We start from the raw sequence: 20,561 nt of genomic DNA on the forward strand, positions 1-20,561 counted from the left end.
AATCCCTTTTATCGATAATTGCGGCGACGGCGAGACAAGGCGGCATAGAGAACGCCACAGCAAGCCCCCGCCAGGTGGTATTCAAAAGAAACGCCGGCACGCGGCAGCAGGCCGAAGAACCAGCCGCCGTAGAGGAAGAACACCAGCACCGCCAGCAGCAGGTCGAGCAGGCTGCGCTCGAACCAGGCCCGCGCCAGCAGCAGCCCCCAGAAACCGAACAGCCAGCCACTGGCCCCGACGTGCAGGCCGGTGCGGCCGAACAGCCAGACCAGCGCCCCGCTACCAATGATGATGAAGACGCTGGCGAAGAAGAAATCACGACGCGAGCGCAGCAGCACCAGGCTGCCGAGCACCAGCAAGCCGCTGAGGTTGCTGAGCAGATGCGCCCAACTGCCATGCAGCCAGGGGGCGAGAAGAATGCCCGGCAGCGCCTCGATATGCCGGGGCACCAGCCCCCAGACGTTCAAGGCGCCGCCAAGGGCGCCATTGACCAGCTGCACCAGCAGCATCGCGCCGCTGATCAGCAGCAGCGGACGTAGCTCGATCAGCCAACCTCGCCTCACGGCGCCTCGTCGTCCGCGGCATCGCTGCGCTGCTCCTGGCCGAGCAGCGTGCCGAGATCACGCAATTGGGTGGAGATTTCCAGCATGCGGTTGTGGGTACGCAAATCGATGTCGATTTTCTTGTCCATCGCCTTGATCAGCGGCAGGAAGCTGTTCTCCAGGCTATCGGCCAGGCTTTCGAGCAATTTTTGCGTACCCGGCTGCGGCGGCGCAACCACCTCCACCTGTGGTCGCAGCTTGCCGAGGTTGTCCAATCCAGCCAGCAATTGCTCCCAGGGAATGCTCGGCGCCTCGCTGGCCGGCTTGCCGCCGGCACCCAGGCCACGCACGCTCTCGACCAGATCATTGAGCTGCGCCACCACGCGGCCGCCAACGTCCGTATCGCTGCCGCCCATGGCCTTGTTGCGCATGAAGTCGCGCTTGATCTGCGCCCAGCGTTCGGCCTGCTCGGGCGTCATGTTGCCGCGCAGCTCGGCGAGCTTGAGCAGGTTCTCCTCGGCGCCGGTGGTGAGCAGTTGCGACTCACCCTGGTAGTGGTCGGCGATCAGTTGCAGCAGCTCGGCGTCGTTCATCACCGAGCTGATCTTCTCGGCCATCTTGTTCATGTTGCGGTAGCTGCCCTGCAGCTTGAACGGCGGCTCGGTACGGTAGCTGTCGGCCTGCGCGGCGCTGACGATGTACTGCTGGTTGACCCGGCCGACCACATCGCGAATCTGCATCAGGCGCTGCAGGGTCGAGGTGATCTCGTTGACCTCGGCGGCGCTGTAGGTGTGGCTCAGCTCGTTGGCCGAGAACGGCTTGCCCTCGGCCTTGGCGACGAAGCGGTAGACGTCGGCCATATCGCGGGTGGCCAAGGGCGCCAGCACCGGATTGGAGGTCAGGCTGTTCTCGATGTAGCTCAGCGCGAAGGCTTCCTGCATGCCGCCCAGGGTGTCGCCGAGGTTGTAGATGTCGGCGCGGTTGGCGAGCATGTCGGGGATCTTGAACACGTCGCCGGACTCGGTGTACGGGTTACCGCTCATCACCACGCAGAACTTCTTGCCGCGCATGTCGTAGGTCTTGGTCTTGCCCTTCCACACGCCTTCGATGCGCCGCGTGCCGTCACAGAGCGAGATGAACTTCTGCAGGAACTCGGGGTGGGTGTGCTGGATGTCGTCGACATAGAGCATCACGTTGTTGCCCATCTCCAGCGCCAGGTTGAGCTTTTCCAGCTCCTGGCGCGAGGTGGCGTCCGGCGCCTGCGCCGGGTCGATGGAGCGCACTTCATGGCCGAGAGCGGGGCCGTTGATCTTCATGAAGATTAGGCCCAGGCGGTGCGCCACGTATTCCATCAGCGTGGTCTTGCCGTAGCCGGGCGGCGAAATCAGCATCAGCAGGCCCATCAGGTCGGTGCGTTTGTTCTCGCCGGCGGTGCCCATCTGCTTGGCCAGGTTGTCGCCGATAAAGCCCAGGTACACGTCGTTGATCAGCTTGTTACGCACGAAGGACGACAGCGGCCGCGGCTTGAATTCGGACAGGCGCAGGGCCTGGCGCTCACGGTTGATCACCTCCTGGCGCAGCGCCTGGTAGCGCTGCAACTGCGGTACGAAGTGATCCAGGTGCTGCTGCAGGCGCGCGAAGTAATCGTCGATGGCCAGCACCAGGCTGCCATTCTGCAGTCGCGGATGATCGCCGAGCAGGCCGCTGACGGTGAAACGCAGATCGACCTCGGTGAAACGCCGCGGGAATTCGTCATCCAGCAGGCTGACGGCGATCGCTTCGGGCACGTAGTCGGCCAGCTCGGCCATGGCGGCGTCCTGCGCGCACAGGCCGTCGAACCAGGTCTGCGCCAGCGACCAGCGCTGCACCGGGCGGCCACGCAGGTTGTCCAGCGCGGCGCGGTAGTCGTCCCAGACATGGCTGGCCTGCATGCGCTGCTGCAGGGTGTCGAGCAGTTGCCGGGCGTACTTGCTGAAGCTGAACTCGATGGGCTTGGCCGCCAGCTCCTCGACCAGATAGGCCGCAGCCGCCTGGCGCTGTGCGGCGTCCACCGGCAGCGGATGCTGGGCGAGGAAGCGCTGCATGGCCGCGTCGACCTCTTCGCGCAGGCGCTGCACGCCATCCTCGCTGCCGAACAACTGGCGCAGGTGCAGGCTGCTGCGCGCCCGCTCCGGCCACAGCTCGGCCTCGATGTCCTGCCCCCAGCGGTTCCAGAACAGCGCGGCGAAGCCCCTCGCCGCCGGCGCGTAACGCAGCAGCCCGGCGCTTTCGCGCAGCGGCAGCAACTGGCTGAGGATCAGCGCCGCATCATGATCGTGGATGCCCTTTTCAAAGGCATCCTTGTAGCGCGGTGCGGCGAAGTCGCGAATCAAGCGGGTCAGGGTTTCCGGCTGCGCCAGGTGGGTCTTGAGCAGATCCAGGCTCAGGCCTTCACGGCCGGCCACGGCGGCGTCGAGCACCAGGCCGGCGAGGTATTCGGCGCGGTACAGCGCAGGCGACTCGGACTCCAGCGACACCTGCCAGTAGTCGCGCAGGCCTTCCAGCGTCTCGTCGCGCAGCGGTTCGAGGAAATCGGTGCCGGTCAGGTGCAGATAGAGCTGATCACCGCGCGGCATCAGGGTCAGGTCGAGCTCCTGGGTGTTGACGCTGAAGCGATGGCGCGGGCCGAGCTTGATGACGTTACCGCCCTCCTCGAACAGCTCGCTCTTGTCGCGCAGGGCGCGCACCGCCTGGTCACGGGCGGCCTTGAGGCGCGCCTCGACGTCATCGGCCTTGACGCTGTCTTTCAGCTCGCGTAGGCGCTCGGCCATCTCGCGCAGCTTGAGAATCAGCGGGTCGGCGGCGAAGAAGGCGTTGAGCTCCTCCATCTGGGTCAGGCGCGCGGTGCGCCGGCCCAGGCTGTCGAGAATCCGCTGGGCAGCATCGAGCACACCCTGGGCGCGGCGCTGGCGGTCGTCGAGCAAGCTCTGCTTGTGCGACTCGAAGGTCTCCAGCAGCTCTTCGCGCTTGCCGAGGATGTCGCTGAGGAACTCCTCGTGATCGCCAAACTGACTTTCCAGCTCTTCGAGCTGCACCAGCAGGCGCGACAACTGCTCGTCGCACTTCTCCGGGTCTTGCGCCAGCGCCAGGGCGTTGGTGATGCCCTGGCTGAACAGTTTGAACTGGGCGCCGAACTGCGCCACGGTCTCGGCCGAGCCAAGGCCCTTGCGCCGCTGTTCGGCACGCGCCTTGGCCTGGTTGAGGTGGGCGTAAACCTCGGAAATCGACTCGACGATGGCGGTGCGCTGGGTGGCATCGTCGATCTTCAACGAGGCCATCAGGCTGGAGAGCATGTCCAGATTGCCGGCCATGGCCTGCATCTCGGCCAGCGGCTCGTTTAGCTGGGTGACGCTTTCGGCCTTCTGCGCCAGGCCGTCCAGCTCACCGAGGCGCTGCACGTAGGGTTGCAGCGCGGCGTCGCTGGCGAGGAAGGCGGAGGTGGCGGTGGCCACGCGCTCCTGAGCTTCCAGCAGTTCGGCTTCCATGGCGTCGATGCGCGCCACGTCGATGTAGCGGTAGTCACGGATGGTCAGCAACTGGCCGCGTTGGGCATTGATCGCGTTGAGCGCTTCGACGAAGTGCTGCACCTCGTCCCAACTGTCCACCAGCAGGCCGGAGAGCAGAGTCTTCTGCCGCGTTTCGGCCTCGGCCATGGCGCGGGCGGACTGCTGGCGAATGCTCTCGACCTTCTCGAACTCATCGAGCACCAACTCGCCGGTAGCGGCGATCTCGCGCAGCAGCGGCGCCAGCTCGGCGCACTGGGCGTCGCCCAGCCAGTGGTAGAGGTCGAACAGACGGCGAGTGTTCTGGCAGAGCTGGGTGTAGCGCGCCACCGACACTTCGCGGCTGTCGATCTCGCGGCTGAGGTTGAGCAGGTCGGACACGCCACGCACCAGCTCGGCATTGCCGATACGCCCGAAGAAGCCGCTGCGCGTCGGCTGGCGGGCGGCGTAGTCGTCGCTCTCGAACGGCGTCTGCCAGATCTGCATCGGGTGGATGCGGGTCGGCTCGCTGCCCTCGGCGGAGAAGATCACCATGCGCCCGTCTTCCAGGCGCGCGTAGCCGTGGCCGAAGATCGGGTTGTGCAACTGGCGGTTGATCATGTTGTAGGTGAACAGCGCCGCGCGGCCTTCTTCCGGGTGGTAGAAGATGTACTGCACGTCCTCGCCGTTGGGCGAACGCACCGAGCGCTTGAAGCGCATGCCGCCCATGGGCTGCTCGAATGTCTTGTACTCACCGCTCTGCAGGTAGTAGCCACCGGGGAAGATGATGCCGTGGTCTTCCGGTAGCTGCACGCAGGCCAGGCCGATGGCATCGATGCGCTCGACCTTGCTGGTCAGGCTGTTGAACACCAGGTAGCGCCACTGCTCCTCGCGGTACGGCAGGATCTTCAGCAGTATCAGGCTGCCCAGACGGGCATATTCGATCTGCGCGTCGTCCAGCGACTGGGTCTTGTCCACCACCGGCTCGCGGTAGATGCCCAGGCCATCCTGGGTGTTGTTCTCCACCTTGATGGTCAGATCGCCGCCAACGGTCTCGACGAAAACGGTATCGAGGATGTTCAGGTGCGGATGGCGGCCCATGACCACCATCTCGCGGGTGGTCTTCTGCCACTCGAAGTCGAACGGCGCCGGCAGCGCGATATCGCGCTCACCACGGTTGTCGATGTAGCGCACTTCGCGCCCATCGACCGAGATCAACCAGCGGAACACGCGGATGTCGCTGACCCGCTCGCCGATCTGGAAGCTCGCCAGCAGCTTGCCATCACGGATGGCCAGTTGCAGCAGACGGGTGTTCTTGTAGTAGGTGTACAGCTCGTTGAAGTCGGCGACGAAACTGGCCTGAGACAGGAACGAACCCTCCAGCGGCACCGGCTCGGCCTCATAGCCCTCGGCGCCCTCGACCAGGCGGTAGAGGGAGAACACGTCGGCGACGCTGGTTTCCTTCTTCAGGCCGATGAACACGTTGTAGCCGAACAGCAGGCAGTCACCGACCTGGACGATATCGCGAGCAATGCAGTTGTTCTCGGTGCGGATGCGCACTCGGCCAATGGCCTCCATGGCGCTGCTGCCGAACTCGGCCAGGCGCTGGCCGTTGAGTGCTTCGGTCAGCGCACGCAGGCGCTGGCCCTGCTCCTGCAGGCGCTTGTGCAACACCTCATAGGCGCCGCCCTCGGCGACGGCCTTGTCCAATACATCCTGTGCTTGTGCGTCCGACATCGTGTTCTTCCTGGATATTCGGCATCGAGCCCCCTCGCCCGGTCAGCCAGGCAAGGGGGCTGGAAAATGCGTGGGAGGTTCGCGGCTAAAGCCCCTCCCACAAGGCTCGGCATGCTCTGGCCGGTAGGGTGGACAACGCTCTTTTTGTCCACCATTGGCGACGCAGAGCGGTGGACAAGCTACGCGTTGTCCACCCTACAGGCAGGTCGCTCAGGCCTGCTCCGAACCGGCGCTCGGCGCGACCACCGGCGCGGCGGGCGCTGCCTTGCCAGCCAGCAGGCGGGAGATCACGTCCTGCACCACTGGGCTCTTGCCGACCACGCCTTCGATGGCCTTGCCCACCGACAGCGACTTGGCGAAGGAGTTGAAGAAGTCGCCCTCGCCGCCGACGATCTCGATCTTCGCCTTGGCCATGGCGGCGGCCAGCACCTCGGCCTGGTCCTTGGCGATGTCCTTGTTGGCGGCGATGGCGGCCATGGCCTCCTCGAAGCTCTTCTCCAGTTGCATGCGGAACTCTTCGTGGGCGCGGGCAGTGTCGCTGAGCGAGTCCAGCGCGCCGAACTTCTTGCCCAGACCTTCGGCTTCGGCGCTCAGGCGCTCCAGCAGGATCGAGGCTTCTGCCGAACCCTGTTCCTTGGTCGCCTTGGCCTTGGCCAGGCCCAGTTGTTCTTCGCCGCGCGCCTGGGCGCTGAGTTTTTCTTCCAGCACCTTGGCTTCGGCCAGGCCATCCTTTTCCTTGGCAGCCGCCTGGGCTTCCAGCACACGGGCTTCGGCCAGCCCCTTTTCCTGCTCGCCTTTGGCTTCGGCAATCAGGCGCTCGGCTTCCACGCGAGCTTCGGCCAGGCCTTCCTTCTCCTTCGCCGCGGCGGTGACTTCACGTACCTTGGCGTCGGCCAGACCGGGCGCAGCGCGCTCAGCTTCGATGCCTTCGGCCAGTTTCTTCTTGGCCTCGGCGCTTTTGGCTGCAGCCTCCAGCTCGGCCTGGGCCAGGTTGTTGATTTCCACGGCCTTGTGCTTGGAGCGAGTCTCATCGGCCTCGGCCTGCTTGACCTGGCGCACCAGCTCCTGCTCGGCTTCGGCCTGGGCGTTGAGCACGGCGACCTGCTTGAGGCGCTCGGCCTCGGAAACCTCGCGCACTTCCTTGATGCGTTCTTCTTCCTGCGCCACGGTCTTTTCCACCGCCACCCGCTCGCGGATCACCCCAGCGATATTCTTGCGCTCTTCTTCCAGCGCCTTTTCCTTCTCGATGCGCTGCAGCTCGACCTCGCGCTCGCGGGCGACCACTTCCAGATCCTTGGCGCGGGTGACCTTCTCCACCTCGATGACCACGGCACGCTGGCGGTTCTGCTGCGCCACTTCCACTTCGCGCTGGTGGTTCTCGGCGCGGATGTCCAGCTCCTGCTGGGTCTGGATACGCGCCTGTTCGGCCTTCAGGCGCTCTTCTTCGCGCACCTTGAGGGTTTCCGCTTCCTCGCGGGCGCGGATGGTCTCGATCTCGCGCTTCTGCCGCGCCTCGGCGTCGGCCTGCTGGCGCTCCAGGGCCAGGGTGGCCTCGCGGGTCTCGACGTTCTTCTTCTTGATCGCCAGCTCTTCGTTGCGCTCCAGTTCGTTGGTGATGACGTTCTGCGCAGCGGTCAGCTCGGTGATCTTGCGGATACCCTCGGCGTCGAGGATGTTGCTCGGATCCAGCGAAGCCTTGGAGGTCTGCTCCAGGTAGTCGATGGCCACGTCTTCCAGCACGTAACCGTTGAGGTCGTTACCGATGACCTCGACGATGCGGTCGCGGAAGTCCTGGCGATTCTCGAATAGCTGGACGAAGTCGAACTGCTTGCCGACGGTCTTCAGGGCCTCGGAGAACTTGGCGTTGAACAGCTCGTTCACCGCACCACGGTCGGAGGCTCGATCCACACCGATGGCCTTGGCCACCTTGAGCACATCCTCCTGGGTCTCGTTGACGCGCAGGTAGAAGGCCACGGTGATGTCGGCACGCAGGTTGTCGCGGCAGATCAGACCATCCTTGCCACGACGGTCCACTTCCAGGGTGATCAGGGAGATCTTCATGAACTCCTTGAGGTGGATCACCGGATACACCAGGGAACCGGTGAAGTGCACCTTGGGCGTCGAGCTCATGTCATTGACGATCAGCGCGGTGCCCTGCGGAACCTTGATGTAGAAGGCCTTGAACAGGGCGATCAGGGCGACCAGGAAGAGGACGACCAGCCCGGCCCCGATGATGAAGGGGATGAGGTTTTCCATTACAGCTTCACTCCTTTGCGAATTGTGCAGGCAGATTCGGCCACGCCTAGGCTGCCAGCCCTCTGTTACGTGGGGATTGTCGGCTAGACGCCGCGAAACTCTTCTTCGGTAATGATGCGATAGGCGTGCTCGGCCGCCAGGTACTCCAGCAGTACCACGCGGTCGCCACGCTTGAAGCCCAATGCCTCGTCGGCGCGCACGCGCAGGATCAACCCGGCGCCGCCATCCTCCAGCACGGCCTCGCCATGGCTGGCGGTGACGCGACCACTGCGCACCACTGCCACCTGGCCCAGCACCGACTTGCTGCTGATCGCCTCCACCTTGTGGAACAACGGCCGTAGCGGCCGGCAGATCGCCGCGCACAGCGGCGCAGCAACGACCAGGGCGCCGGCGATGACCACCAGCCCCAGCGGGTAGCGCAGAATGCCCAGCGGCAGATGGCGCAGTAGCCACAGCTCGATGAAGTAACAGATGAACCAGGCGAAGAAGAACAACAGCGTCAGCACCAGGGTGACCGGCACGCCGTCGAGCTTGAACTTGTACAGCAGGCCGGCGAGGCCTTCGGTCTGGCCGCTGCCTTCCATCACCGAATCGGCCTCTATGTCGAGCAGATCGACCTCGAGCAGGCCGGCGGCGACCACCAGCCAGTAGATGACCGCCACGCACAGCAGGAAGCTGTAGATGACGGTAGGGAATGACAGCGAAGTCTGCAGGAAGAGTTCCATTTTTTCCTTTCCCGAACCAGGGAAACGGGGCGCGAACGCCCCGTGTCTTTCACACCAGGATCAAGCCTTGGACTTGTCCTTCAGGCGTGCCAGCACGCTGTCGGCGCTGGCGTTGTCGGCCTTGATGCCGGCGGCACGCAGCTTGGCTTCCAGCGAATCGTCCGGCGCGCTGGTAGCGGCCAGTTCGGCCGAAGCCTCCATCTTCGCCGCACGCTCGGCCTGCTGCTGCTTGATGCGCTCAAGCGACTCCACCGCGGTCTGCAGTTTGGCCTGGGAGCCACCGTAGCGCTGCGCCACGGCCATCTGCGCCTTCTGCACGCTTTCGGTGGCCTTGACCGTATCCACCTGCTGCTTGAGGCGTTTGATATTGCCCTCGGCCTGGCTCACGGCCTTGCGCAGTTGCGCCACGCTGGCGGCGAAACCTTCGGCCTGCTCGCGCTCGCTGGCCTGCTCGACTTCCAGATTGGCGATCTTCTCGGCCACCTCCTTGGCCAGGGTCTCGTTGCCGGCTTCCAGGGCCTTGAGGGCGTACTGTTCGTACTCGGCGATGCTCGCCGCGCTCTTGGCCACCTTGTCGCTGGCCAACTTGTGCTTGGCCATGATCTCGGCCAGCGCTTCCTTGGACTTGCGCAGCTCGACATCGGCGTCGCGGATTTCCTGGTCGAGGATGCGCAGGGCCTGGCTATCGACCACAGCCTCCCCCATCTCGTTGGCGCCGCCACGCAGCGCGGTCAGCAATTTGCTCCAGACATTCATCGCGTTTCTCCTCTCAGGCGCCAGACTTGAGGAAGCCTTCGTAGGCTTCGGTGGCCTTGATCACGTTGTCCGCCAGCAGTTCGATCTCGAACACCACGTCGGACAGGCTCGAGGACGAACTCAGCGCGCCAAACATGGTGTAGCAGTCGCGCCCATCGGCCATTTTTTCCAGGCCGATGGACGACAGCGGGAACAGCTTGTGGGTGCGCAGCACTTCTTCGTTGAACGCAGCGGCATCGCGCACGTCGCTGGCCGGCCAGAGCAGCGCCTCGACGATGATCTGCTCGCCGAACACGGCGACGAACAGCGGCAGATCGCCGTATTCGCGCATGCTGATATGCAGGCTGGCGTCGGCGCCGTCGATCAGCTCGATGCCAGCCTGGCCGCTCTGGAACAGTTCCGTTGCCGCCAGGGCTTCGTGCAGCGCCTTGGCAGTCCAAACCTGAGGCATGTTCATACCCTCCTCCTTTTCCATCGAAGCCAGCAGCGACTGTGGCTGGCGCAGTTTGCGCTCGAGCGCGAGCAACAGCGGCGCATGCTCGGGCAAGATCCAGACTTCCTTCTTGACCAACCCCTGCTCACGCAGACGCTGACGGTAAAGACGCTGGTAATGAGCGGATGATTTGCTGTCCATGAAACGCAGCCTAGACCCTCACATGTAAAACGTAAAGTCATTACATGTGATAAATGTGACATCGTTCGTCAGGCGCGCGCGCAGGCATCCGCCGCCGCCCCGAGCAGGCGACACGAAGGTGGACAGGCAAGAAAAAAGAGAATCGCGATAGGATCATCCATGTCCAACACCAGTGCTTCCCTACAGAGGAGTTCGCATTAAAGCGCAAAGCTGCCGACCGCGCACAGGCAAAAGCGCCAACCAGGTCGCAGAACCGGCCCATCACCCGAACAGGCTTCATGCCATGCAGGAACTACCAGAAGACGTGCGTCAGCTATTGCACGTCGACCGACGCCAAGCCGCCATCACCTTGCTACGCGATGCTTATGGACTCTCAGCGGACGAAGCCGAACGGCGAGTCGACCAGTACCTGGAAGACAATCCTCCACTGCGCCCGCGCGGCGCAGCCATCGTTCGCGCCAGTCGAGCCAACGCCCTGATCTGGCTGACACTGATCATCCTGATGGCGCTGCTGGGTCTGCTATTCGCACACTGAGCAGTGCACAAACGAAACCGGCGCCACAAGGGCGCCGGCTCGGTTACGCAAAACCCTTAAAGAGGCTTGCCACGATTACCATGAGCGGCAACGAACTGCTGCACGGCCTTGAGGTCATTGGCCAGCACCGTGCAACGCTCTTCGCGCTGGAACAGATCGGTCAGGTGCACAGGCAACGTCGGCACCGCATCGATACCGGCCTTCTCCACCGCTTCGGGGAACTTGACCGGGTGCGCGGTACCCAGCACCACCATGGGTGTGGCCAGACTGCGACGGCACTCACGCGCTGCGCGCACACCGATGGCAGTGTGCGGATCGAGCAGCTCGCCGCACTCCTGATACACCTCGGTGATGGTCTCGCAGGTCTGCTCGTCATTTACCGCCAGCGAATCGAACAGCTTGCGCGCCTCGGTCCAGCGATCTTCCTCGACGCTGAAACCGCCGCCCTGCTTGAAGCTGTCCATCAGGCCAGCGATGGCCGCCCCGTTACGCCCGTGCAGGTCGAACAGCAGGCGCTCGAAGTTGGACGAGACCATGATGTCCATCGACGGCGACAGGGTCGGGTGCAGGGTTTCCTTGACGTACTGATTGCCGCTCATGAAGCGGTGCAGGATGTCGTTGCGATTGGTGGCAACGATTAGCTGGCTGACGGGCAGGCCCATGTTGCGCGCCAGGTAGCCGGCGAAGATGTCGCCGAAGTTGCCGGTGGGCACCGAGAAGGCGATGGAACGCGCCGGGCCGCCGAGCTGCAGCGCAGCGTGGAAGTAGTAGACGATCTGGGCCATGATTCGCGCCCAGTTGATCGAGTTGACTGCCACCAGGCGGGTGCCCTTGAGGAAACCCTGGTCGGCGAAGCTGGCCTTGACCATCTCCTGGCAGTCGTCGAAGTTGCCTTCGATGGCGATGTTGTGGATGTTGTCGCCGAGGATGGTGGTCATCTGCCGGCGCTGCACCTCGGACACACGGTTGTGCGGGTGCATGATGAAGATGTCGACGTTATCGCAGGCCTTGCAGCCTTCGATGGCCGCCGAGCCGGTGTCGCCGGAGGTAGCCCCCATGATCACCACGCGCTCACCGCGCTTGGCCAGCACATGGTCGAGCAGACGGCCGAGCAGTTGCAGGGCGAAGTCCTTGAACGCCAGGGTCGGGCCATGGAACAGCTCCAGCACCCACTCGTTGCCGTTGAGCTGACGCAGCGGCGCGACAGCATTGTGCTCGAACACGCCGTAGGTTTCTTCGAGGATCTTCTTGAAGTCGGCATCGGCGATGGAGCCGGCAACGAACGGGCGCATCACCCGGAAGGCCAGCTCGTGATACGGCAGCCCCGCCCAGGAAGCGATTTCCTCGACGGTGAACCGCGGCAGGTTCTCCGGCACGTAGAGGCCGCCATCGCTGGCAAGGCCTGCCAGCAGCACGTCTTCAAAATTCAGGGCCGGCGCCTGGCCGCGGGTACTGATATAGCGCATGACTTTCAAACCTTCGGTTCGAGCCGCAAGCTACAGGCTACAAGCTACAAGTGAAGCAGCGCTCCGCTTGCAGCTTGGGGCTTGAGGCTTGCAGCTACTGTTAATTGAGCTGCTCGACGCGCAGGCGCATGACCGGCGAGGTCACGCCATCCAGCGCTTCCATGGCGGCGATGGCTTCGATGATACGCGCCTCGACCACGCGATGGGTCACCAGGATCATCGGCACCAGGCCGTCCTGCTCCTCGGCTTCCTTCTGCATGATCGACTCGATGTTGATGCCACGCTCGGAGAGGATGCTCGCCACCTGGGCCAGCACGCCCGGGTGATCCTTGGCCTGGATGCGCAGGTAGTAGGCGCTCTCGCACTCCTCGATGGGCAGGATCGGGTGATCGGACAGCGAATCCGGCTGGAAGGCCAGGTGCGGCACGCGGTTGGTCGGATCGGTGGTCAGCGCACGCACCACGTCCACCAGGTCGGCCACCACCGCCGAAGCGGTCGGCTCCATGCCAGCACCGGCACCGTAATAGAGGGTGCTGCCAACGGCATCGCCGTTGACCATCACCGCGTTCATCACACCGTTGACGTTGGCGATCAGACGGTCAGCCGGAATCAGCGTCGGGTGTACGCGCAGCTCGATACCGGCATCGGTGCGACGCGCGACACCCAGGTGCTTGATGCGATAGCCCAGCGCCTCGGCGTAGTTCACGTCGGCCGTGGTCAGCTTGGTGATGCCTTCGGTGTAGGCCTTGTCGAACTGCAGCGGGATGCCGAATGCGATGGACGCCAGGATGGTCAGCTTGTGCGCGGCATCGATGCCTTCGACGTCGAAGGTCGGATCGGCTTCGGCATAACCCAGCGCCTGCGCTTCCTTGAGCACGTCGTCGAAGGCACGACCCTTCTCGCGCATCTCGGTAAGAATGAAGTTGCCGGTGCCGTTGATGATGCCGGCCAACCAGTTGATGCGGTTGGCCGCCAGGCCTTCGCGGATCGCCTTGATCACTGGGATACCACCGGCCACGGCGGCCTCGAAGGCAACGATCACGCCCTTCTCGCGCGCCTTGGCGAAGATCTCGTTACCGTGCACGGCGATCAGCGCCTTGTTGGCGGTGACCACATGCTTGCCGTTGTCGATGGCCTTGAGCACCAGCTCCTTGGCCAAGGTATAACCACCGATCAGCTCGATGACGATATCGATCTCGGGGTTGTTGACCAGCTCGAACACATCGCGGGTCATGGCAATGCCGGTGGTGTCGTACTGCGGCTTGGGCGAACGAATGGCGATCTGGGCAATCTCGATGCCGCGACCGGCACGCCGAGTAATCTCCTCGGCGTTGCGCTTGAGTACATTCAAAGTACCGCCACCGACGGTGCCCAACCCACAGATGCCCACTTTGACCGGCTTCACACTCAATTCCCCATCAGCACTGCACGAAACGGCCGGAGCATGCTCCGGCCGCAGATAAAGAGCCGCACCTTACGAAGCGGCTGTTTGTTAGTCAATCCAACTCAGTCGTTCGACTCCAGGGCAATCTTGGCCAACTGCGGCGCCGGCTGATAGCCCGGAATCATCTTGCCGTTGGCCAGCACGATGGCCGGCGTACCGTTCACACCTATCATTTGCCCGAGGTGGTATTGCTTGGCCACCGGATTGTCACAATCGGCCTCCGGCACGCTCTGGCGGGTCTTGGCGAGATTCATCGCCGCCTGGCGATCCTTGGCACACCAGACGCTGGCCAACTCCTTGGCCGCCGGGCTGTTCAGGCCCTGACGCGGGAAAGCCACGTAACGCACTTCGACGCCCAGACGGTTGAGCTCCGGCACTTCGCTGTGCAGCTTCTGGCAGTAGCCGCAGTCGGTATCGGTGAACACGGTGATATGGGTTTTCGGCGCCTTGGGCGCGAAGACCACCATTTCCTTGGCGGGAATGGCGTTGATCTCCTTGGCGACCGAGCGGCTTTCCTCGATTTCGGTGAGGTTGACTGCCTTGCCGTCCTTGACCTGGAACAGATAGCCCTGAATCAGGAACTGACCGTCGGCGCTGGTATAGAGCTGGCGACCGCCCTTGAGCTGCACCTGGTAGATACCCGACACCGGGCTCTCGGCGATGGCTTCGATCGGCAGGTCGGCGTCCAACGACTTCAGGCTCTGACGAATGGCCTGATCCGGATCGGCGGCCAGGCTGATGCTGCTACCCAGTGCCAGAGCCAGGGCGACGGAAAGACGAATCGGGGACATGAAAACTCCTGTCGAACGACGAGCGGCGAAATCGGCACAGCCTACCACATAAGCACCCTCCGGCAGCGAGACGCTGCGCCAGCGGTGTGAACGGGCAGACGGATCGTTCTCTTCGAGTCCGCCGCGCGTGGGATGTTCCCGCTCACCCCCTGGGATGGTGCTGGGCATGCAACTCCTGCAAGCGGGCGCGGGCGATATGGGTATAGATCTGCGTGGTGGACAGGTCGCTATGACCCAGCAGCATCTGCACCACGCGCAGATCGGCGCCATGGTTGAGCAGATGCGTGGCAAAGGCATGACGCAGGGTATGCGGCGACAGGGCCTTGGCGATTCCGGCCACGCGCGCCTGGTGCTTGATGCGGTGCCAGAAGGTCTGCCGGGTCATCTGCTCGCCACGCAGGCTGGGAAACAGCACATCGCTGGGCTTGCCGCCGAGCAGCAAGGGTCGCGCCTCACGACTGTAGCGTTCGATCCAGGCGATGGCTTCCTCGCCCAATGGCACCAGGCGCTCCTTGCTGCCCTTGCCGAATACCCGCAGCACGCCCTGGCGCAGGTTGACCTGCTCGAGAGTCAACCCCACCAGCTCGCTGACGCGCAAACCACAGGCATAGAGCACCTCGAGCATGGCGCGGTCACGCAGGCCGATGGGATCGTCCAGATCCGGCGCCTGCAGCAGCGCCTCGACATCCGCTTCGGATAGCGACTTGGGCAGCGGTTTGCCGATCTGCGGCAACTCCACCTGCAAGGTGGGATCCTCGGCGATCAGCGCCTCGCGCAGAAGAAAGCGGTAGAAGCCGCGCACCCCGGAGAGGAAGCGCGCCGTGGAACGGGCCTGATAGCCCTGCTCCAGACGCCAGGCCAAGTGATCGAGAATGGCATCGCGCCCCGCATGCTGCAGGGCCAGGCCGCGCCCATCGAGCCAGGCATGGAAATGCTCCAGATCACTGCGATAGGCCGCCTGGGTATGGGCAGACAGACCCTTTTCCAGCCACAACGCTTCGAGAAAGCGTTCGATCAGAGGATCGGGTAATGTTGACATCGCAGACTCATGAACCAGTGAGTCATCTAGTTTTCCACAGCCCGAGCGCGATAGGGAGATCCGATGAGTGAAACACAGATCCTGCTGAGCCTGGGCGGTATCGGCCTGCTGGCATTGGCCAGCCAGTGGCTGGCCTGGCGCATCCGCCTGCCGGCGATTCTCTTCCTGCTGTTCGGTGGCATCCTGGCCGGCCCATTGCTCGGCCTGCTCGACCCGCAGGAGCTGTTCGGGCCCCTGCTGTTTCCCTTCATTTCCCTGGCCGTGGCGCTGATCCTGTTCGAGGGCAGCCTGACCCTGCACCTGTCGGAATGGCGCGAGATCGGCAAGGTGGTGCACCGCCTGGTCACGTTGGGCGCCTTGTTGACCTGGGCGGTGATCAGTGTGACCAGTCACTATCTGCTGGGTTTCTCCTGGGATCTGGCGCTGCTGTTCGGCACCCTCACCCTGGTTACCGGACCGACCGTGATCGCACCGATGCTGCGCGTGGTAAGCCCCACCTCCGCCGTGGCCAACATCCTGCGCTGGGAAGGCATCGTCATCGACCCCATCGGCGCCCTGCTGGCGGTGGTCACCTTCGCCTTCATCGTCAGCTATGCAGAAGGCAATGCCTGGAGCGAGAGCCTGAGCACCTTCGCCGCGGTGATCGCCTGTGGCAGCCTGCTCGGCGCAGCCGCCGGCTGGGCCTTCGGCATCGTCCTGCGGCGCCGCTGGCTGCCCGAATACCTGCACACTTTCACCGCCCTGACCGTCGTGATCGGCGTATTCATCGCCGCCAACCTGATCGAACACGAGTCGGGGCTGCTGGCCGTCACGGTGATGGGTATGTGGCTGGCCAACATGCGCGGCGTGGATATCCGCCCGATCCTGCATTTCAAGGAAAACCTCAGCGTCCTGCTGATCTCCGGCCTGTTCATCATCCTCGCCGCACGCCTGGATCTGCACGCCCTGCTGGCGCTCGGCCCGGTGACCCTGATCCTGCTGGCGGTGATCCAGTTCGTCGCCCGCCCCCTGAACATCCTGGCCTGCACCCTCGGCTCTGCCCTGAACTGGCGCGAACGCGCCCTGTTGGCCTGGATCGCCCCGCGCGGCATAGTCGCTGCCGCCGTCTCGGCCATCTTCGCCCTGCGCCTGGAGCAGCAGGGCAACCCCCAAGCCCAGTTGCTGGTGCCACTGACCTTCATGGTGATCATCGGTACCGTGGTCATCCAGAGCGCCACCGCGCGTCCGTTGGCGCGCCTGCTGAAAGCGACCGAACCTTCACCGAGCGGCTTTCTGATCATCGGCGCCAACCCGGTGGCGCGCGCCCTGGGCAAGGCCATCCAGAGCCTCGGCAACCAGGTGCTGCTGACCGATTCGAGCTGGGAGAACATCCGCGCCGCACGCATGGCCGGGCTGCCCACCTACTTCGGCAATCCGACCTCGCAGCACGCCGAAGCCCACCTGGATCTGGTGGGACTTGGCCACCTGCTGGCGCTGTCCCCTTCAGCGGAACTCAACGCTCTGGCCTGCATGCACTTTCGCCATGATTTTCCCGGCAACCGCCGCTTCACCCTACCCGCGGGCGCGGACGGCAAGCGCAGCGACAAGCATCGCAGCAGCGACGAGGTACGCGGCCTACCGCTGGGCAGCCAGGCCTCGAGCTATCCACGCTTCGCCAGCCAACTGGCGCGTGGCGACGAAGTACGCAGCACCACCCTGACACAGACCTTCGACTGGGACGCCTATCAGGCGCTGCACGGCAAACGTGCCACACTGATCCTGGCCCGCGATCCGAGCGGCTGGCTGCATGTGGCCACGAACCCTCTGGACTTCACTCCGGGTATTGGCTGGACACTGACGGCACTGATCGAAACAGAGGAAACGCCCACCCGCTCATCCGAGCAGGAAGAACCTGAAGTCACAGCATGAAACATAGGGCAGCCTATCTTTGGTTGGGTGACGGATAGGCACACCAAGCGCATGATTTCAACACGCCATCACCTCGCCCGGTAGCCTAGCCATGTCCAATCACACCCAATCTCGTCTGGGTCAGATCCTGATCAACAAGGGTCTGATCACCTCCAAACAGCTGGATGCGGCCATCCAGATACAACTGGTCAGCCGTAAACGCCTGGGTGAAGTCCTGGTCGAGCAAGGCCTGCTGACCGAGAAACAACTGGCCAAAGCGCTGAAGAAGCAGACCAACCTGCGCCTCACCGCCACCCTGGTCGCTGCCCTGCTCAGCCCCTTCCAGATGGCCAGCGCGGACATCCAACGCATGCAACCGAGCAGCAGCATCAGTCGCCAGGAACTGCCGCGCGGCATGCAGAGCCTCAGCGACAGCGAAATGAGCGACGTCAGCGCCCAGGGCCTGGACAACGCCCTGCAAGGCCTGCTGCTGCAAGCCGAGAGCGGCGATGGCATCGGCACCGTCAAGCAACTGGCCAAGCTGGTCATGCCGGCGCTGGAAAGCCTGGAAGCGGAAAACAGCATGAGCGACGTGCATTACGACACCAGCAAGCTGCGCTCGACCATGAATGCCGACGGCTCGATCAACGTCAACCTGCCCAGCTCCATCGGCGAGATGCGCTTCGACAACATCCGCGTCAAGGGCGCCCCGCAGAGCCAGAGCCTCGGCAGCCTGCAACTGAACGACATCGACCTGTCGCAGGCCAGCCTGAAGATCAGCCTGCGCCCCTGAAAACAGCCGCGCAATAACGAAAAAAGCAGCCCGAAGGCTGCTTTTTTTTGCGAGAAGCGTCCGAACTTAGGACAGCTTTTCCTTGATGCGTGCGGCCTTGCCGGACAGGTCGCGCAGGTAGTACAGCTTGGCCTTGCGCACGTCACCGCGGCGCTTGACGCTCAGGCTGTCGACCAGCGGCGAGTAGGTCTGGAAGGTACGCTCGACGCCCACACCGCTGGAGATCTTGCGCACGGTGAAGGCACTGTTCAGGCCACGGTTACGCTTGGCGATCACCACGCCCTCGAAGGCCTGCAGACGCTGACGGTCACCTTCCTTCACCTTCACCTGAACCACTACGGTGTCACCCGGGGCGAAGGTCGGGATTTCTTTGTTCATCTGCTCGGCTTCGAGCATCTGGATAATCTTGTTGGTCATGCTGCGCTCCTAAGACAAGCCTCCCGGCCTGCCATCGATACGTTAACTATCGTCCCGCTGGCGGATGTATTCCTCCAGCAGCTTCTTCTCTTCTCCAGAAAGCGAGCGGCTATCCAGAAGATCGGCGCGGCGTTCCCAGGTCCGACCAAGGGACTGCTGCAAACGCCAGCGCCGGATGTGTTCGTGGTTGCCACTAAGCAACACTTCAGGAACACGTTTATCCGCATACACCTCCGGGCGGGTGTAGTGCGGGCAGTCGAGCAGGCCATCCGTAAAGGAGTCCTCCTCGGCCGAATCGGCATGACCCAATGCACCAGGCAAAAGGCGCGTTACCGCGTCGATCAGCACCATGGCCGGCAGCTCACCGCCGGACAGGACGTAGTCGCCAATCGACCATTCCTCATCCACATGCGCTTCGATGAAGCGCTCGTCGATTCCTTCGTAGCGACCGGCAATCAGGATCAGAGCCTGCTCCTGCGCCAGTTCGCGCACCGCAGCCTGGTTGAGCTGGCGGCCTTGCGGCGAGAGGTAGATCACCTTCGCCGTCTCCCCTGCAGCCTGCCTGGCACTGGCCAGAGCGTCTTCCAGAGGCTTGATCTTCATCACCATGCCAGGGCCACCGCCGAAGGGGCGATCATCCACCGTATGATGTCGATCCGTCGTGTAGTCTCGCGGGTTCCAGCAATTGAGCTGGAGCAGTTCCTGCTTCACCGCGCGACTGGTGATACCGTACTCGCCAATAGCGGCAAACATTTCCGGGAACAGGGTGATGACTTCTACGCGCATGAGCCTTAGAAATCCGCATCCCAGTCGACCCGCATCTCGCCGGCTGCCAGATCCACCACCAGCACGCATTGCTCCGTATAGGGCAACAGGCGCTCGCGATCATCCAGGCTGCCCGCGCAGGGCTTGACCACCATCACATCATTGGCACCAGTCTCGAACAGATGGTCGACCACACCGAGCAACTGCCCTGCCTGATCGATGACCTTCAATCCTTGCAACTGGTACCAGTAGAACTCGCCATCATCCAGGTCTGGCAGCTCGCTGCGCGGCACGCAGATCTCGAAGTCGGCGTAGGTACGCGCGATTTCGCGATCATCCAGACCCTTCAACTTGGCCACCAGCACCTTGCCTTGCAGGCGGCCGCTGGCCAGTTCCACGTGTTTCACCTCGCCTGTACGCCTGAGCGTCCAGCGCGGGTAATCGAGCACGTTATCGATGGGATCGGTAAAGGAATAGACCTTCACTTCACCCCTGACGCCGTGCACCGAAACAATCTTGCCGAGAACCACCAGATCCTCGGCTACGGCCGGCGTCGTACTCATGAGCGTGCTTAGGCAGCAGCCTTGGCAGCTTCCTTGAGCAGCTGAGCAACGCGCTCAGACGGCTGGGCACCCTGGCTCAGCCAGTAGGTAGCGCGCTCTTGATTGACGGACAGCTTGACTTCGGCACCCGAGGCGATCGGGTTGAAGAAACCGATACGCTCCACGAAGCGACCGTCGCGCGCATTGCGGCTGTTGGTCACGGTCAGGTGGTAGAAGGGGCGCTTTTTGGAGCCGCCACGAGCGAGACGAATAGTTACCATGAGAACATCGTTCCTGTTGTCGGTGCTAACTTGAGGCACACATCAAAAATGGGCCTAGGCCCGAAAGGCCGCATATTCTATGAGCAAAAGCGGCAAGCTTCAAGCCACAAGCTACAAGTAAAAGCAGATTTCCAGACTGTGGCCCTTTCTTGCGGCTTGCAGCTCGTCGCTTGCGGCTGCTTTCCTAGGGCCTGTTGACGTTTCGCTCGTGGCCGCGACGGAGCCAGTTTTTGCGTGGAGCTAGGCGCGAGACGCGAAGTTTGGTCGCCCAAATGAGCCGTCGAGCAACAACGCACCACGCAAAAACTGGCCCGTCCCTTCGGGTTGCGCGGCAAATTGCGCCATGCGTCGTTGCGGGATTAGGCAAGGGAACGACCATTACCTGCATCCCGCGCCTAGCCTGGCGCAATTTGGCGCAGCAACGCGGCTC

17 protein-coding genes are annotated in these 20,561 nt (G+C 63.4%); 3 read left to right on the top strand and 14 right to left on the bottom strand.

Translation table 11 applies throughout. The features are described from left to right. Nucleotides 1–8: 8 nt before the first annotated feature. From OU800_RS17875 to bacA, 6 genes are all read right to left on the bottom strand, one after another. A complete protein-coding gene (locus OU800_RS17875; protein WP_268178682.1) occupies nt 9–563 on the bottom strand; it encodes a rhomboid family intramembrane serine protease in 555 nt (184 codons plus the stop codon). Then, nucleotides 560–5,800: a DNA repair ATPase gene (locus OU800_RS17880; RefSeq protein ID WP_268178683.1), complete on the bottom strand. Its 5,241-nt coding sequence runs from the start codon at nt 5,798–5,800 to the stop codon at nt 560–562. Before OU800_RS17880 ends, OU800_RS17875 begins: the two co-directional genes overlap by 4 nt. Before the next feature lie 210 nt (nt 5,801–6,010). Beyond that, a complete protein-coding gene (locus tag OU800_RS17885; RefSeq protein WP_268178685.1) occupies nt 6,011–8,056 on the bottom strand; it encodes a flotillin family protein in 2,046 nt (681 codons plus the stop codon). Nucleotides 8,057–8,139: 83 nt separating this feature from the next. After that, the gene (locus OU800_RS17890; RefSeq protein ID WP_268178687.1) at nt 8,140–8,781 is read right to left on the bottom strand and encodes an OB-fold-containig protein; all 642 of its coding nucleotides are present in this window, start codon (nt 8,779–8,781) and stop codon (nt 8,140–8,142) included. Between the two features lie 60 nt (nt 8,782–8,841). Next, entirely contained in the window at nt 8,842–9,537 is a 696-nt protein-coding gene (locus OU800_RS17895; protein WP_268178689.1) for a PspA/IM30 family protein, read from the bottom strand. A 13-nt stretch (nt 9,538–9,550) separates the two neighbouring features. After that, entirely contained in the window at nt 9,551–10,171 is a 621-nt protein-coding gene (bacA, locus tag OU800_RS17900; protein WP_268178690.1) for a biofilm formation regulator BacA, read from the bottom strand. A 283-nt stretch (nt 10,172–10,454) separates the two neighbouring features. On the opposite strand from bacA, the gene OU800_RS17905 reads away from it, so the two are divergent. After that, nucleotides 10,455–10,706 carry a hypothetical protein gene (locus OU800_RS17905; RefSeq protein ID WP_268178691.1) on the top strand — a complete coding sequence of 84 codons (252 nt, stop codon included), beginning with the start codon at nt 10,455–10,457 and terminating at the stop codon, nt 10,704–10,706. A gap of 56 nt (nt 10,707–10,762) precedes the next feature. Here the strand turns inward: OU800_RS17905 and thrC are convergent, their stop codons facing one another. The 4 genes from thrC to xerD all read right to left on the bottom strand — a co-directional run bounded on the left by thrC (nt 10,763) and on the right by xerD (nt 15,446). Next, nucleotides 10,763–12,172 (bottom strand): threonine synthase, encoded by a 1,410-nt coding sequence (gene thrC / locus OU800_RS17910; protein WP_268178692.1) that lies wholly within the window; start codon nt 12,170–12,172, stop codon nt 10,763–10,765. A gap of 100 nt (nt 12,173–12,272) precedes the next feature. Further along, complete coding sequence (locus OU800_RS17915) at nt 12,273–13,577, bottom strand: homoserine dehydrogenase (protein ID WP_268178693.1); 1,305 nt, start codon at nt 13,575–13,577, stop codon at nt 12,273–12,275. 101 nt (nt 13,578–13,678) lie between these two features. Beyond that, nucleotides 13,679–14,407: a disulfide isomerase DsbC N-terminal domain-containing protein gene (locus OU800_RS17920; protein ID WP_268178694.1), complete on the bottom strand. Its 729-nt coding sequence runs from the start codon at nt 14,405–14,407 to the stop codon at nt 13,679–13,681. A gap of 142 nt (nt 14,408–14,549) precedes the next feature. Further along, nucleotides 14,550–15,446 carry a site-specific tyrosine recombinase XerD gene (xerD, locus tag OU800_RS17925; RefSeq protein ID WP_268178695.1) on the bottom strand — a complete coding sequence of 299 codons (897 nt, stop codon included), beginning with the start codon at nt 15,444–15,446 and terminating at the stop codon, nt 14,550–14,552. 63 nt (nt 15,447–15,509) lie between these two features. Between xerD and OU800_RS17930 the strand changes: the two genes are divergently transcribed. Together OU800_RS17930 and OU800_RS17935 are read left to right on the top strand one after the other, a co-directional pair. Then, the gene (locus tag OU800_RS17930; RefSeq protein ID WP_268178696.1) at nt 15,510–17,354 is read left to right on the top strand and encodes a cation:proton antiporter; all 1,845 of its coding nucleotides are present in this window, start codon (nt 15,510–15,512) and stop codon (nt 17,352–17,354) included. 91 nt (nt 17,355–17,445) lie between these two features. After that, nucleotides 17,446–18,126 (top strand): hypothetical protein, encoded by a 681-nt coding sequence (locus OU800_RS17935; RefSeq protein WP_268178697.1) that lies wholly within the window; start codon nt 17,446–17,448, stop codon nt 18,124–18,126. Nucleotides 18,127–18,192: 66 nt separating this feature from the next. Here the strand turns inward: OU800_RS17935 and rplS are convergent, their stop codons facing one another. From rplS to rpsP, 4 genes are read right to left on the bottom strand one after another with little or no spacing between them, the layout of a single operon-like run. Further along, the gene (rplS, locus tag OU800_RS17940) at nt 18,193–18,543 is read right to left on the bottom strand and encodes a 50S ribosomal protein L19 (RefSeq protein WP_003246155.1); all 351 of its coding nucleotides are present in this window, start codon (nt 18,541–18,543) and stop codon (nt 18,193–18,195) included. 42 nt (nt 18,544–18,585) lie between these two features. Beyond that, nucleotides 18,586–19,329, bottom strand: a complete 744-nt coding sequence (gene trmD, locus OU800_RS17945; RefSeq protein ID WP_268178699.1) for a tRNA (guanosine(37)-N1)-methyltransferase TrmD — start codon at nt 19,327–19,329, stop codon at nt 18,586–18,588. Between the two features lie 5 nt (nt 19,330–19,334). Then, complete coding sequence (gene rimM / locus OU800_RS17950; RefSeq protein ID WP_268178700.1) at nt 19,335–19,871, bottom strand: ribosome maturation factor RimM; 537 nt, start codon at nt 19,869–19,871, stop codon at nt 19,335–19,337. An 8-nt stretch (nt 19,872–19,879) separates the two neighbouring features. Then, entirely contained in the window at nt 19,880–20,131 is a 252-nt protein-coding gene (gene rpsP / locus OU800_RS17955) for a 30S ribosomal protein S16 (protein WP_009403592.1), read from the bottom strand. Nucleotides 20,132–20,561 lie beyond the last annotated feature (430 nt).

The organism is Pseudomonas sp. GOM7 (assembly GCF_026723825.1).
GTDB lineage: Bacteria > Pseudomonadota > Gammaproteobacteria > Pseudomonadales > Pseudomonadaceae > Aquipseudomonas.

Excerpts from the sequence above, each read along its gene's own strand:
- OU800_RS17920 (WP_268178694.1), bottom strand. The coding sequence starts at position 14,407 with ATGTCCCCGATTCGTCTTTCCGTCGCCCTGGCTCTGGCACTGGGTAGC.
- rimM (WP_268178700.1), bottom strand. The coding sequence starts at position 19,871 with ATGAGTACGACGCCGGCCGTAGCCGAGGATCTGGTGGTTCTCGGCAAG.
- OU800_RS17885 (WP_268178685.1), bottom strand. The coding sequence starts at position 8,056 with ATGGAAAACCTCATCCCCTTCATCATCGGGGCCGGGCTGGTCGTCCTC.
- thrC (WP_268178692.1), bottom strand. The coding sequence starts at position 12,172 with ATGCGCTATATCAGTACCCGCGGCCAGGCGCCGGCCCTGAATTTTGAA.
- bacA (WP_268178690.1), bottom strand. The coding sequence starts at position 10,171 with ATGGACAGCAAATCATCCGCTCATTACCAGCGTCTTTACCGTCAGCGT.
- trmD (WP_268178699.1), bottom strand. The coding sequence starts at position 19,329 with ATGCGCGTAGAAGTCATCACCCTGTTCCCGGAAATGTTTGCCGCTATT.
- OU800_RS17880 (WP_268178683.1), bottom strand. The coding sequence starts at position 5,800 with ATGTCGGACGCACAAGCACAGGATGTATTGGACAAGGCCGTCGCCGAG.
- rpsP (WP_009403592.1), bottom strand. The coding sequence starts at position 20,131 with ATGGTAACTATTCGTCTCGCTCGTGGCGGCTCCAAAAAGCGCCCCTTC.
- OU800_RS17930 (WP_268178696.1), top strand. The coding sequence starts at position 15,510 with ATGAGTGAAACACAGATCCTGCTGAGCCTGGGCGGTATCGGCCTGCTG.
- rplS (WP_003246155.1), bottom strand. The coding sequence starts at position 18,543 with ATGACCAACAAGATTATCCAGATGCTCGAAGCCGAGCAGATGAACAAA.
- OU800_RS17935 (WP_268178697.1), top strand. The coding sequence starts at position 17,446 with ATGTCCAATCACACCCAATCTCGTCTGGGTCAGATCCTGATCAACAAG.
- OU800_RS17895 (WP_268178689.1), bottom strand. The coding sequence starts at position 9,537 with ATGAATGTCTGGAGCAAATTGCTGACCGCGCTGCGTGGCGGCGCCAAC.
- OU800_RS17890 (WP_268178687.1), bottom strand. The coding sequence starts at position 8,781 with ATGGAACTCTTCCTGCAGACTTCGCTGTCATTCCCTACCGTCATCTAC.
- OU800_RS17905 (WP_268178691.1), top strand. The coding sequence starts at position 10,455 with ATGCAGGAACTACCAGAAGACGTGCGTCAGCTATTGCACGTCGACCGA.
- xerD (WP_268178695.1), bottom strand. The coding sequence starts at position 15,446 with ATGTCAACATTACCCGATCCTCTGATCGAACGCTTTCTCGAAGCGTTG.